Source organism: Fibrobacter sp., from assembly GCF_045112255.1.
Classification (GTDB): Bacteria; Fibrobacterota; Fibrobacteria; order Fibrobacterales; family Fibrobacteraceae; genus Fibrobacter.
This window is the reverse complement of record NZ_JBGUHR010000064.1, coordinates 66,631-80,898: the sequence shown is the minus strand read 5'-3', so window position 1 is coordinate 80,898 and position 14,268 is coordinate 66,631. Positions and strand designations below refer to the sequence as shown.

At 47.2% G+C, this 14,268-nt stretch carries 12 protein-coding genes; 9 read left to right on the top strand and 3 right to left on the bottom strand.

The window, feature by feature from the left end; all coding sequences use genetic code 11:
* The 6 genes from ACJMM9_RS09865 to ACJMM9_RS09840 all read left to right on the top strand — a co-directional run.
* The coding region (locus ACJMM9_RS09865) for a hypothetical protein (protein ID WP_405326240.1) at nt 1–950 on the top strand (950 nt) is incomplete at its 5' end.
* Complete coding sequence (locus ACJMM9_RS09860; protein WP_405326238.1) at nt 926–1,597, top strand: hypothetical protein; 672 nt, start codon at nt 926–928, stop codon at nt 1,595–1,597. The genes ACJMM9_RS09865 and ACJMM9_RS09860, both read left to right, overlap by 25 nt.
* Before the next feature lie 176 nt (nt 1,598–1,773).
* Nucleotides 1,774–2,166 carry a hypothetical protein gene (locus ACJMM9_RS09855; RefSeq protein ID WP_405326236.1) on the top strand — a complete coding sequence of 131 codons (393 nt, stop codon included), beginning with the start codon at nt 1,774–1,776 and terminating at the stop codon, nt 2,164–2,166.
* Nucleotides 2,167–2,212: 46 nt separating this feature from the next.
* Complete coding sequence (locus ACJMM9_RS09850; protein WP_405326234.1) at nt 2,213–2,470, top strand: hypothetical protein; 258 nt, start codon at nt 2,213–2,215, stop codon at nt 2,468–2,470.
* Nucleotides 2,471–2,791: 321 nt separating this feature from the next.
* Complete coding sequence (locus tag ACJMM9_RS09845; protein WP_405326232.1) at nt 2,792–3,100, top strand: DUF6922 domain-containing protein; 309 nt, start codon at nt 2,792–2,794, stop codon at nt 3,098–3,100.
* Nucleotides 3,055–3,666, top strand: a complete 612-nt coding sequence (locus tag ACJMM9_RS09840) for a nucleotidyl transferase AbiEii/AbiGii toxin family protein (protein WP_405326230.1) — start codon at nt 3,055–3,057, stop codon at nt 3,664–3,666. Before ACJMM9_RS09845 ends, ACJMM9_RS09840 begins: the two co-directional genes overlap by 46 nt.
* 223 nt (nt 3,667–3,889) lie before the next feature.
* Here the strand turns inward: ACJMM9_RS09840 and ACJMM9_RS09835 are convergent, their stop codons facing one another.
* Nucleotides 3,890–4,045, bottom strand: coding sequence for a hypothetical protein (locus ACJMM9_RS09835; protein ID WP_405326228.1), 156 nt, complete (start codon nt 4,043–4,045; stop codon nt 3,890–3,892).
* A gap of 418 nt (nt 4,046–4,463) precedes the next feature.
* Entirely contained in the window at nt 4,464–4,703 is a 240-nt protein-coding gene (locus ACJMM9_RS09830; protein ID WP_405326226.1) for a hypothetical protein, read from the bottom strand.
* A 296-nt stretch (nt 4,704–4,999) separates the two neighbouring features.
* Here ACJMM9_RS09830 and ACJMM9_RS09825 point away from each other — a divergent pair, with 296 nt between their 5' ends.
* Nucleotides 5,000–6,640, top strand: coding sequence for an endo-1,4-beta-xylanase (locus tag ACJMM9_RS09825; protein ID WP_405326224.1), 1,641 nt, complete (start codon nt 5,000–5,002; stop codon nt 6,638–6,640).
* A 154-nt stretch (nt 6,641–6,794) separates the two neighbouring features.
* The gene (locus ACJMM9_RS09820) at nt 6,795–8,678 is read left to right on the top strand and encodes a family 43 glycosylhydrolase (protein WP_405326222.1); all 1,884 of its coding nucleotides are present in this window, start codon (nt 6,795–6,797) and stop codon (nt 8,676–8,678) included.
* A 41-nt stretch (nt 8,679–8,719) separates the two neighbouring features.
* On the opposite strand, the gene ACJMM9_RS09815 is transcribed toward ACJMM9_RS09820, so the two are convergent.
* Nucleotides 8,720–9,343, bottom strand: a complete 624-nt coding sequence (locus tag ACJMM9_RS09815) for a formate/nitrite transporter family protein (protein WP_405326220.1) — start codon at nt 9,341–9,343, stop codon at nt 8,720–8,722.
* Between the two features lie 493 nt (nt 9,344–9,836).
* On the opposite strand from ACJMM9_RS09815, the gene gltB reads away from it, so the two are divergent.
* On the top strand, nt 9,837–14,258 hold the full coding sequence (gene gltB, locus ACJMM9_RS09810) for a glutamate synthase large subunit (RefSeq protein WP_405326218.1): 4,422 nt from the start codon (nt 9,837–9,839) through the stop codon (nt 14,256–14,258).
* Nucleotides 14,259–14,268 lie beyond the last annotated feature (10 nt).

Sequence of the window (14,268 nt, the reverse complement as noted above, 5' to 3'; positions counted from 1 at the left end):
TCAACGCTTCGTTTAGTTTCAATGAGGACGGTTCGAAGTCGTTCAATTTAAGTGTGAATGCAAGTATACCGGTATTAAACACGGGTTTGTGGTTTGATGCTGGAATAGGTTTTAACGTGAATACCTATACAGGAGCATCGTTCAGCCGCAGTGGCGGCGTGTGTTACGGAGCTTCAAAGGAAGCTGCTTGTGCTGGGGTGGAAGTTGGCCAAGGTTTCAGCTGGGATCGCAGTGGTGGGTTCAATGGTATGACAGTCTATGCTGAAGCCTACGTGACCTATGCTGGTGTACGTACGTCTGTTGGAGGCGAGGCCGGATTCTTCGGTGCCGAAGGCCGTGGATTGTATGCCGGTATAGGCGGCTATGGGTTGCATGCACAGGTGGCGCACTTGGAAAATGGTTATGATAGTAAGAATGTTAGTTGGGGCGTATCGGGACATTTAGATTTGTGGAGTTATGATTCTCAAAAAGGCTTTGACTATTTCTTGAAAGATTTTATTGACGAAATAATTAATGGAGATGAGTATGAAAGTCCTAAAGAAGACAAAAATGCAATCGGGAAAAATCTATTTGGCACGATTTGGTGTGGTGCTGGACCTGGAGGAAATGGCACTGTTGTGACTGGAGGTGTTGATGCTGTGTGTCGACTTCATGATTTTAGATATGATGCTGAGTCTAAACGTACTGGTAAAAATATTGCTGGTCCAAAAGGTGCTTTGACTAACATTAACCAAAGAATTGTGGCTGCAGATGTTAAGTTAGTTGCAAATTCTTTTGGAAATATGCTTCTTGCGAGGGAGCCTGTGGCGGGCTTTTCGGTTGGTGTAGCTTTTTCTTTAATTTCTGCTTGGAAAATTCCTTTGATGATGTTTGCCGATCTTCTTCCTCGTTTCCATTTTGATGATACTTATCTAAGGCGTAGCTCATGGGAAAAATCTTTGCAGCAATAACAGTATTCTTTTTATCTTCCTGTTGCTTTTTCATGTATTCGTCAATTCCTCCTTGTGAATTGTCTGTAGAATGGGAAAAACTTGTTGATGAGAAAAAAGAAAAAAAGAGGATTGTACTTGTTGCCCCTGATCAAGAAAATGAAAATGTTCAAAAGTTTGTAAGAGAAGTTGCTGAAATTCTTGAGAGTTCTAATACATATTTTTGCAAAAATTGTAGGAATCTTTCGAATTACACATTTGCTTATGAAAAGGTTGACTTGAATGATTTTATGAAGGTAGATTCTTTAATACAACAACGCTGTATTTTTTCTAGCCTAGAATCTTGCAATAAACGGCCAATCTATCGAGATATCTATGGAGAACGGTGGAACGCTCCTACAATACATTATAAGGATACAATAATCGGTTATTATATTCCTAAAGAATATCTTACAAAAGAGAATGTTTTTTTCGTAGCGTTTACCAAATGTGATATAAATAGTGAAGAACATGATTTTTATTTTAATTGCCGCTATTCAGTTTGGGATTCTAAGAACAATAAGTTCTTTGCAAGAGGTATGCTGGATCCAGTTTTTGAAGGACGTTCCGAATACGAGGCGGCGAAGATTATTGCCGATATTCTGGTAATCGGTCTTGGATTGCGGTGAAGACAAGTATTACGTTGACAAAACCGACTTGATTTACAAGATATTTGTGGTATCACTAAAGATGAGCTGCTGACCCAGATGCAGCCCGAGATATAAGCGCTTGCGCGACACTTAAACTTTAGTACGATGGTTACCATTTCAGCAAAAATTCGCCTGATATATTTAATCCGTTCAGTTTGATTAATGCGCTTAGCAAGCGGGAACTTGCGAATTATTGGTTCGCGACCGGTACGCCGACAATTTTGACCAAACTCATGAACAAATACAAGGTTGACCCTGAACCGTTCAGTACGGGTTTTGAGGCTACTCTTGACATGTTCGATGCTCCCTCTGAGACGGCGAAGAATCCCATCCCGATGCTATACCAGAGCGGTTACTTGACCATCAAGAACTTTGATGGCTTCGCGTACACGATTGGATTTCCGAACGAAGAAGTACGTCTTGGTTTTTTGAAGGCTTTGATGCCTTATTCCGTCAAAACAAAAGCCGATGGATCTCCGAAAAAATTATTTAAAATCGGCGTAACCTTCGATATCAAAAACGAACTCTTGGTGAATGGAAGATTGTAGAAGGGTGATGGATTAATTTTCCGTACATTTTTCTAAATTTGTCTCCATGAATTTTATACGTAAGTACGAGTTGGTTCTTGCATTGTTGTTTTCTTTGTGCGCAACAGTGTCCGCCCAGACATTTACTCCGCTCCCGATTGCGGATTCCATCATCGTTAAGAATTTGAATGTCAAGAATACCGAAATTCGCGATCTTTTGCAAGGAATGGCGGTTCAGTATGGCTTGAATTTGTTCCTCGCGCCAGATGTTCGCGGTCCGGTGACGGTGAATTTCAACAATCAGCCGGACTATGTAGGAGTTTAATAAGAGGGTAGCATAAGCTACTATATTCATTGCTCATTCCCCAAAAGATAATAAATATGGCCGTTCATGCACCCGCTATTGAAAAGGCTACAAATCCAAATAGCATTTGTAAAAAATAAAATATGGGTGTTGTTATTTCTTCTAGGTTTTTTATTTGATGTAAGTGGTCGGCTTCTTGAAGCTATTTTTCAAACATATTTTGGATAATTATTAAAAAAAATCCAATGACAAAATGTCTAGAATATCGCTTTAACGGCATCTTTCAGTTGATGTCTAAGCCGGTGGCTGACTTTTTTTCTTTATTTTTATATATTCATAACGATGTGTTGCACTAATGTAGATTTTAGCAAGTTTTCAAGGCATCTGTTTTGGGATACGGACAGGGCTACGCTTTCTGCTGATAAAAACAGAAGCTATATCATCAAGCAGGTTCTTGAGTATGGGGGCGACAGCGACTGGAAATTCCTGAAGGACATCTATTCTCTTGATGAAATCAAAGAAACGGTTATGGGAATGAGGTCGCTCGATAAGAAGGCTTTGAGCTTTATTGCCTGCATAACCCATACGGACATAAGGGAGTTTCGATGCTATTCTACAATACGATCGAATCAAGCACCCTGGATTTATTAAAAAAGATTCAATATGAATCTTTTTTTGAAAATTGCAGGCTTGTCGGGGGCACTGCGCTAGCTTTGCAATATGGACATCGGAAATCCATTGATTTGGATTTCTTCGGATCGTTCGAATCTGATGCGATGTCGGTAAAGGCGATATTGCAAAAAATTGGACGTTATCAAATCATACAGGAATCAAAATTTATTTTCCAGTATATTGTTGATGGTGTAAAAGTTGATTTTGTGAACTACCCGTATGCTTGGATTTCTCCTAAAGTAGAAGAAGATTCCTTGGTCCTTGCAAGCCCCAAAGATATAGCTTCAATGAAATTGTCTGCGATAACAAATCGGGGTACAAAGAAGGATTTTATAGACCTTTACGAATTGCTAGAACATTTTACGTTGGAACAAATGTTCGGCTTTTATCAAGAAAAATATACCGATGCAATTCCATTCATGACCTTGAAAAGTTTGACTTGGTTTGAAGATGCTGAAGAAGATCCGATGCCATTTATGCTAAAAGATTATTCTTGGGAATCGGTCAAAACAAAAATAAAAGCTGAAGTTGCCCGTTTAGGCTAAAACATTTTTTCTCTGAAAAAATCTGGACTATGTAGGTGTTTGATAAGAGGGTAGCATAAGCTACTATATTCATTGCGCAACCCCAAAAAGGTAATGAATATGGTCGTTCATGTACCCGCTATTAAAAAGGCTACAAATCCATTTTCTTTCGCAAATTTTTTTTAGGGAATATAAAAATAGGATGTCTCAAAAGGCATCCTTAAATAAAAAATGATAATTTAAATTATCGTTGCGCTCTGCGCTTCTGGATTTCTTCTAGTGGAAATCCAGAGATGACGGCGATATCTTCGTCGGTCAATTTTGAATTGGCGAACATGGCATCGACCATTTCGAGCTTTACCTTTTCTTCTCTTTCATGAAGTTCGTATTCGAAAGTCATATACCTGTTCCTTATGATAGTGTCAGTTTTGTAAAAGGATACTTGGTTGTTGATTGTCTCCGTTTCACGAGAATTTGCATTTCTGGTCGCAAAATACTTCATATAAGCTTTGACAACCGGATTTCCGAATTCCTCGTATTTACTAAATATATAAAAATTTTTAAAGGTACGATCGCCCAAAGCTATGCTTGAGTCCTCCTTAGCCCTATTTTCGAAGTGGTAAACAGGGAATCCATGCTTGAAAATGTCCTTGGGGCACAGAAAAATGATGTATTGCTCCTTGAGATTTGTGTAAAAATCACCTTTCGAGAGTGCCACGCCGTCGCCCACGCTTTGGTAGTATCTAGCTCGTTGTGGGAGTTCTTTTGTATCGACCATTTGACGCCTACGGCGTCAGCGGCTGCACTCGGTCATAAAATTATGCAAGCATAATTTTGTGACGCTCGTTTTGCACGCTACTGCATTTCCAAATCAAGCGGACTCCTTTATGTTCTGCATCGTAGCTCAAAACCGCTTCTGGTACAGGTGTTTCCAGATGGTCGATTTTGATGTCTAGCAAGTGTTCGATGAATGGCTGTGCGATGTGTTTGTTGCTAAAAACGAGTCCGAACATAATTGGGTCGGTAATGTCAAGGTCGTCAAAAGATTTTATGTTCATAAATGTCCCTCCGTTAAGTTTGGAGGTTCTAATCTACAACAGAAAATTTTCAAAAAGTGAAACATTGTAAATTTTGCAACCAGCCGTTTGCAAAATCGTTCATTTTGTCAACTATAGAATTACTAACGATGGTGAATTTTTGATTGGTGATACACTTGTTACACTTTTTTTGCTCGTTTGTGTTATTGCCCGCCTAAAATATGCCCTAAATTGCTCGAAAAAAGCACTTCGAGTATATATTTAACCTGAAAAATAAAAGCCCGTAAAATTATAACCGAGGTGTCCTCATGAATTTTATGAATAAGAAAGCTCTTGCGATTGCAGCGACCGTTGCCATGGCGTTCTCTGTGCCGTCTTTTGCACAGTTGAACAATGGCGATATGGAATACGGCGATGGTGGCTGGTATCTGTGGAATAATCCTGACGGTCCGGCTGTGGTCGAATCGCAGATTGCCGTGCAGGGGCTTGGTGTCGATGGTTCCCAGGGCGCAAAGGTTGTGGTGAAGGATTTGCCGAATCCGTGGTGGGGCTTGCAGCTCCAGCCGCCCAAGTGGCTTGCCGATTCTGGCTTTTACAAGCTCTCGTTCAAGGCCAAGGGCAACATGCCCATCAATTCCGTGGTGCAGGGTGGCCCTCCGGACTACCGCCAAAAGGAAAGCGCTTCGTTTGACTTGACGGATAAGTGGCAGACTTATGAAATGATTTTCCTTGCCGACCAGAAGGGGTATGGCCTCAACAACATTACGTTCCAGATTGGCCTCAAGAAGGGCTGGATCCAGCTCGACGATGTCGAAGTCGAGAAGATGGACGAAATGTCTGACCCGACTTGGTTTAACAATGCCGATGCCCGCATCGATAGCCTTCGCAAGGTAGATTTCACCGTCAGGGCAAATCCGGGCGAAAAAGTCCACGTGAAGCTGTTGCGCCATTCGTTCCCGTTCGGTACGGCGCTTGCTCTCTACGACACCAAGGATAGCACTGAAAATTGGTACCGCAATGCCGCCAAGAAGTACTTCTGGCACGGTGTTTCTGAAAACCAGTTCAAGTGGCCGGAATACGAACCGAAGAAGGGCAAGATCAAGCGTGATGAAATGAAGGAATACACCGACTTCACGGCCCAAAATCACTGGAAGCTTCGCGGTCACGCTCTCATGTGGAGCCACCAGGGCTACGGCTTCGACAAGCACTACAGCAACAAGGGTAGCTGCGAGGAAATGGCGGAAAAGCTCAAGGCCCGTATCTACCGCGACCTCAAGGAATACAAGGGCAAGATTACCGAATACGACGTATGGAATGAACCGATTCACGAATCCTGGACGTTCAACAAGTGCGGTTGGGGCATTCTCGATAGCGCATTTGTGTGGGCGCACAAGGCTGACCCGAGTGCATTCCTTTACATCAATGATTACAACGTTGTTGCCGCTGGCGAAACCGATCGCTATTATGGCTTGATCAAGGGTATGCTCGAACGCAAGGTGCCTGTGATGGGCATTGGTGTGCAGTGCCACTTTGGTCTGCGTCCGGTTGTGCCGGGCCTCATCAAGGAGCGCTTGGACAAGCTCGCTTCTCTTGGCCTTCCGATCAAGGTCACGGAATTCGACGTGGGCGACTGGCAGATGGGTATGAACGATACCGAAGAAGTCCAGGCCGAAAAGTTCGAAACCTTCCTCCGTACTGCATTTAGCCACCCGGCTGTGAATGGCATCGTGTTCTGGGGCTTCTGGGACAACCGTCACTGGGTCAAGAACGGCGGCATGATTGCTTCTGACGGTCGTGAAAAGCCTGCTGCAAAGCGCGTGTACGACTTGTGGCACAAGGTCTGGACGACGGACCTCTACGCAACCGCCGATGAAAATGGCGAAGCCAAGTTCCGCGGTTTCAAGGGCTATTATCAGGTCAACGCTGGCGACAAGAAGTTCCAGATGACCGTGAAGTAAAAAATCTAGGATTGCTTTTACTGAATGCAGCACTTTCGTTTACGATGGTGCTGTTTTTTTATTGTAATGGAATTTTTCCAATACTTTTGTTTCAAAAGGACTTTTGAATATTTAGATTGTATGTTGTATGCTGGTGTGTGGATGAAGGAGTCGTATGATTCGTTTTTCCAGAATTTGCACCACTGCTTTCGTTTTTGCGGGCCTCTCGCTTGAGGCTTCGTTTGCTGCCGATTGGTTTGCCAAGGAAACCCGCTGGGCGGGCCACGATCCGGACATTATCCGCTATGAAGATGGTTACGCGCTTGCGACGACGGATAACCACATGCTCATGCAATTTTCCGAGGATGCGTTGAACTGGAAAAATGGCGACCCCGCCATGCCGGAATTTTCGAAGTGGCTCTACAAATATGCTCCGAACATGATTGACATCTGGGCGCCGGATATTCATTACATCGGCGGGGAATACCGCATGTATTATTGCGGCTCCGAGATGGGCATCCGCTCGTCGGGCATGGGATTCATGTCGAGCAAGGAAATCGACCCGACAAAGCCGGGCTATGGCTGGACAGACCAGGGCGAGGTGATTCATACGGTCAAGAGCGATTCGTACAATGCGATTGACGCGGCTGTGCTCAAGGACAACGATGGAAAAGTCTGGATGGCTTTTGGCTCCTGGGGTACGGGCATTCACATTCTCGAACTGGACGAAAAAACGGGCAAGGTGAAAGACGGCGCGAAAATGCAGAACATCGCCAACCGCGGTGGGGCAGGCGTCGAAGGCGCAAGCCTCATTGAACACAACGGCAAGTATTTCCTCTTTACCGCTTGGGACAATTGCTGCAAGAAGGGCGCAGACCTCGAAAACAATTCTTACAAGACGACAGTCGGGCGTTCCAACCGCATTAACGGTGGCTATGTAGACCGCTCGGGCAAGGCGCTCTTGGATGGCGGTGGCACGATTCTCCTGAGTCGCTACGGGCGCTATTACGGACCTGCGGGCGGAGAAGCTTTTGAGGACGTGAACCGTCAGCGCTTTGTGAACCACTATTACGATAAGAATGACGGTGGCAACTCTTACATACAAGTGCGCGATATCGTGTGGACCGACGACAACTGGCCGGAACTTGGTCAGCCGTTTATGGGGCGTTACTTGAGCGCCGAAGCGGAACACGGCATCCTTACGCATGTCGATATTTCGAGCAGTTCCAAGGCTTCGAACGGAGAATTCTGTGCTTACATCAATTATGATGATAGCAAAATTCGCTTGCCAATGATTATCCCGCAGGCGGGCGATTACCTTATCCGTTACCGTTACGACAACAACTGGACCGAAGATGGCGCAAACGGCAGCTCGCATTTCGTGGACATCAATGGCAAAACTCGTGAAGTTGAATTGCCGCTGACCGGCGCATGGAGCGATTTCCCTGAGAAGTCTGTCGTGTACATCCCGACAAAGCTCAAGCGCGGTTCGAACTTTATCGAAATCACGAAGGGCAAGCATTACGCAGAACTGGACCGCCTCGATTTCTTGCGCATCATTCGCGATACGATTCCGGCGAACGGCTTTGACAACGGCATCCGTGTACGCCTCACCGACAAGGATGAACTTGCGATCAAGGACGGCGGCTATGCCATTTTCGAAAACGTGATTACCGACTCTATCGTAGGCGCTGGTGTAAACGTTCAGGTGAAATACAGCGCCGGCGGTACACTCTCGCTCCGCGCCGAAAGCAAAAAAGGTGATGTGATTTCTAAATGCGAATTGCCCTCGGCGGGCGATGCAAGCAAGTGGATTGACGTGCGCTGCTCCAACATGCCGAAACTTAAGGGAGTACAGGATTTTTACCTGACCGCAGACGGTCTCGGCGGTGAAACTCTTGTCGGGAACATCAAGTTCGGCAAGGCGGATACAAGCTCAGTTGCGATTCCTGTTTCCGATCGTGTGGCCCGCAAGGTTGATGCCCCAGCTCACAAAGGCTATCACGACTTGAAAGGTCGCCGATTTGACAAGCAAATTCCTTATAGGGTGATGTTTTAGCCTATAAAGTGTTATGCGCTTATTTGATGCCGTGAGGTAATTTATGCTTTCGCGGACTTGGCGTTCAGCTTTTGCATGAGCGGAATGAGTCCGCCGCCAATGGAATTGCCAATCGTGATGGCGACAAGCGCCTTGAGCATCGTCATTGAAAAATCGCCTGCCAGCGAGAAATAGAACATGTCGGCAATGCAGTGCTCGAAACCGCTCAAGATAAAGACCATCACCGGGAGGAACACGATAAACACTTTCCCGACCTGGTTTTCAACGGTCTTGTAGCCGTCAGCCGCGATGAACATGAGCATCCCGCAGAAAATCCCGAGCACGAGCAAACTTGCAAAGCCATCGTCGTCTTTGATGACGCAAAGAGCGTTGGCTTTCGCTTGAAGTGCTGCGCCATAGCGAGTCGCCGCCATCAACTTTGCAAAAACGAAAGTTCCGACAAAATTTCCGAGCCAGACAATTCCCAAAAAGCCCCAATAATTAATCTTGTTATTGACGAAATAGCCGACCTTGCCTGTAAAAAGGTTGAACCCGAAATTCAAAATCGTAAAAAGTCCGAGTCCGAACAAGAACGACCCGAGGATCTTATTGTCGCAAGAAAGGTAAACCGTTCCGCCTAGCCCAATGCACAAACCGGAGTAAATAGACTTAATAAAATTAATCATGGCGCCAAATTTAAAATTTTTAATCAGCGCTCATTTTCCAATTTTTGTCTACAAATCTGTTATAAAACTTAAATTTTCGATACTTTGTGATTCTGAAGGCGTTTTTTGCGAAAACACAGTTTTTATATACGATAATCTTTTGGCTAGAAATGTAAAAATAGACCTGAAAACTCCAGCGATACTTAAAAAATGCAATTTTGAATAAATAATATGATATTGCAAAATAAAGAATTCGAAAAAATATTACGCAATATTCAAAGAAGTCTAATAAGAGCGAATTGGTCAAATCTGGGTTTACGTATTTTGTAAAAATTCGAAATTTAATTTCAAAAATTGTAAATCTGGGTAGCGGCAACCTTGCGTTATTTTCTACATAAAATTCCTTCTTTTACATTTTTAACCGCTTTTTCATGAATTGAAGCGGGGTTTACGCATTTTGTAGCGAGTTGGCACAGTTTTTGCATATAGGGCGCAAAAACTAAAAAGGATTTCTATGCAAGCACAAGCTCTTTACGATCCAGCCAATGAACATGACGCCTGCGGTGTCGGCTTGGTCGCCAATATAAATAATATTGCTTCTCACCAGATTGTTGTCCAGGGTATCACAGTCTTAAAGCGCCTCCTCCATCGTGGTGCAACGGGTGGCGACCCGGAAACGGGTGATGGTGCCGGCCTTCTGCTTTCGATGCCGCACAAGTTCTTCCACAAGATCTACAACGATCTTCCGAGCCGTTACGGCGTGGCGATGGTCTTTGTCGAAAATACGGTGGCCGCCGCTTCTGCTGATGCTGAAATTGAAAAGCTTGCTGCCGCCGAAGGTGCCCCGGTCGTCAAGATCCGTGAAGTTCCGGTGGATCCGTCCGCAATCGGTCGCACGGCTCGTGAAACACTCCCGAGCATCCGTCAGTTCATTTTTGACGGTTCCAAGTTCGAATCGAACGAAGCTTTTGAAATCAAGCTGTTTGTGCTCCGCCGCTTGATCGAAAAGTCTATCAAGAATCTTTACATCTGCTCTTGCAGCTCCAAGACGATTGTCTATAAGGGCCTTTTGCTTGCAACACAGATCGAAGGCTTCTACAAGGATTTGAAGGATAACGATTTTGAAAGCGCCATTGCGCTTGTCCACCAGCGTTATTCGACCAACACGTTCCCGACTTGGCCCTTGGCTCATCCGTTCCGCTACCTCGCTCACAACGGCGAAATCAACACGCTTCGCGGAAACTTGAACAGCCTCAAGGCTCGTGAACCGTACCTCAAGAGCGACCGCATTGGTGAAGATTTGCAGAAGTGCTTGCCGCTGATTGCCGCAGGCCAGAGCGACTCTGCTAGCCTCGACAACATGTTTGAACTTTTGGTGGCCGCAGGCCGTAGCCTCCCGCATGCAATGCTCATGATGATGCCGCAGGCTTGGGGTGCAAAGCATTACCTCGGTCGTGATGTTCGTGGGTTCTTCGAATACGAATCCATGTTGATGGAACCGTGGGATGGCCCTGCTGCTGTTGCATTCTCCGATGGTGTGAACGCCGGTGCCATTTTGGACCGCAACGGTCTTCGTCCGGCACGTTACACGTTATGTAAAGACGGCTTGTTTGTCATGGCATCCGAAACGGGTGTGCTTGACATCGATGACGACCAGGTTGAAGAAAAGGGTCGTTTAAAACCGGGTGAAATCATTTACCTTGATATTGAAAACCACCGCATTTTGAAGAATGCCGAAATGAAGGCTCTCGTCGCCCGCAGCAAGCCGTACCGCCGCTGGGTGGCAGAAAACAAGATGAGCGTTCGCGGCCTCTTCAGCGAAATCAACCCGTCTGACGTTCCGGCCGATTTGCTTATCCAACAGAAGCGTTTTGGCTACTCTGCCGAAGACTTGAGCGTGATTTTGCAGCCGATGGCAAAGACTGGTGCAGAACCGCTCGGTTCCATGGGTAACGATGCCGCTCTTGCTGTGCTTTCTGACAAGCCGCAGCCGCTGTTCAACTACTTCAAGCAGCTTTTCGCCCAGGTGACGAACCCGCCGATCGACCCGATTCGTGAAGAACTCGTGATGAGCCTTACGACTTACATCGGTAACCATGGCAACATCCTTGAAGAAACTCCGGAACAGGCTCACCTCATCAAGATTCCGCGCCCAGTTGTAACCGAAGACGAAATCCGCCGTTTTGAAAACATTGGTGACAAGAGCTTCAAGGCTAAAGTTCTCAAGATGCAGTTCCCGATTGGCGGCAATGGCGAAGTTCTCGAAGAAGCTTTGCAGAAACTCGCTGGCGATGCTATCCGCGCTGTGCAGGACGGCTTCAACATCATCGTCCTTTCCGACAAGAATGTGGATTGGGGCTACGTCCCGATGCCGTCGCTTTTGGCAACTGCTTGCGTGAACCGCTCGCTCGTCGAAGCTGGCGTCCGTCCTGAAATCGGCTTGATTGTGCAGTCTGGTGAAGTCCGCGAAGTCATGCACTTTGCACTTCTCCTTGGTTACGGCGCAACAGTGATCAACCCGTACCTCGCTCTCGAAAGTATTTCGAATCTCTGCCATACGGGCGAGCTTGACGTGGATCCGGTCACTGCCGCCGCCAACTACATCAAGGCTGTGGACAAGGGCCTCCTCAAGATTATGTCCAAGATGGGCATTTCGACGCTCCGCAGCTACCGCAGCGCTCAGATTTTCGAAGCCGTCGGTCTCAACCGCGAATTTATCGACAAGTACCTCCCGGGTACCGCAAGCCGCATCGAAGGTATCGGCCTCAAGGAAATTGCCCAGGAAATCGACGCTCGTTGCCATATCGCTCTTGCTGACGCTAGCAGCGTCCTCAAGGAAGGCGGTCAGTACCGCTATCGCAGCGAAGGCGAACGCCACTTGTGGACTCCGCAGTCTATCGCTGCATTCCGCCAGGCCGTGCAGATGGGCGATTACGAAAAGTTCAAGGCTTACTCCAAGCTCATTGACGACCAGTCCGAACGTCTTGCAACGCTCCGTGGCCTCTTCAAGTTCAAGGAAACGACTCCGATCGATATTTCTGAAGTCGAATCCCGTGAAAGCATCGTCAAGCACTTTGTCGCTGGCGCTATGAGCCTTGGCTCCTTGAGCCCGGAAGCTCACGAAACCATCGCTATCGCCATGAACAGCGTGGGTGCTATGAGTAACTGCGGTGAAGGTGGTGAAGATCCGGATCGCAATACTCCGGGGCCGAACGGCGAAATCCGCAGCTCCGCTATTCGCCAGATTGCATCGGGCCGTTTCGGTGTGACAATCGACTATCTCCGTCACGCTAAGGATTTGCAGATCAAGATGGCTCAGGGTGCAAAGCCGGGTGAAGGTGGTCAGCTCCCTGCTCGTAAGGTGAACGAATTTGTGGCTCGTGTGCGTCACTCCATCCCGAACGTGTCGCTCATTTCTCCGCCGCCGCACCACGATATTTACTCCATCGAAGACTTGGCTCAGCTCATTTACGACTTGCACAACTCCAACCCGAAGGCTCGTGTTTCCGTGAAGCTCGTGTCTGAAGTCGGTGTCGGTACGATTGCAGCCGGTGTTGCCAAGGCTCACGCAAACGTCGTTCTTATCTCTGGTCATGATGGTGGTACGGGAGCATCTCCGCTCACTTCCATTAAGCATGCCGGTCTCCCGTGGGAACTCGGTATTGCCGAAGCCGAACAGACTCTCGTGCTCAACAACCTCCGTGGCCGTGTGAAGCTCCAGGTCGATGGTCAGCTCAAGACCGGTCGTGACGTTGTGATTGGCGCTCTCCTCGGTGCTGAAGAATTTGGTTTTGCTACGAACTTGCTCGTATCGCTCGGCTGCATTATGGACCGCCGTTGCCATACGAACCAGTGCCCGATGGGCCTTGCCACGCAGGATCCTGAACTCCGCAAGCACTTCAAGGGCAAGCCGGAATACGTTAAGAACTTCTTGTTCTTCATTGCTGACGAAGTCCGTGAAATTCTCGCAAGCCTCGGTCTCAAGAGCCTCCACGAAGCATGCGGTCGCAGCGACTTGCTCGATGTGAACAACGCTATTGAATTCTACAAGGCAAAGCACCTCGACTTCAGCAAGGTCTTCCAGACTGTTGAAGGTTGCAAGTCCTTCGATGAAAATTATGAACCCGAAGAACTCGTCAACTTTGACCGTCGCGAAATTCTCCCGTTCGTGCAGGATTCCTTCAAGGAAGGCAAGTCTGTTGAACTTTGCGCCATGATCCACAACACGGACCGCACGGTTGGTACGGAAACTTCTGGCTACGTGGATGACTTCTATGGCGCCAAGGGTCTCCCGGAAGATACGATCAAGATTCACTTGCAGGGTGTTGCCGGCCAGAGCTTCGGTGCATTCCTCGCTCCGGGTGTCACGCTCGACCTCGAAGGTGAAGTCAACGACTTTATGGCAAAGGGCTTGAGCGGTGGTAAGATCATCGTTCGCCCGCCGCACAACGCAACGTTCAAGGCAGAAGACAACGTCATCGCTGGTAACGTCATCGGTTACGGTGGCACGAGCGGCAAGGTGTTCATCAACGGTCTCGCTGGCGAACGCTTCGGTATCCGTAACTCCGGTATGCTTCTCGTCTCGGAAGGCGTCGGTGACCATGGTTGCGAATACATGACGGGTGGTCGCGTGGTCGTGCTCGGTCGCGTGGGCGTGAACTTCGCTGCCGGTATGACGGGTGGTCTTGCATACGTCTACGACGAAACGGGTCACTTCGACTTGAGCTGCAACGTGGATTCTGTGGACCTTGAAAGTGTGCTTCCGGGAACGGAAAGCGAAAAGGAACTCCTCGACATCATCAAGCAGCACGTCGAAGCAACGGGTTCTGCAAAGGGCAAGCGCATTCTCGAAGACTGGAACGATGCCCGTCCGAAATTTGTAAAGGTATTCCCGGTTGAATACCGTCACGCTTTAGCTATGCACACTCAGAAGTAAACCGGTACGG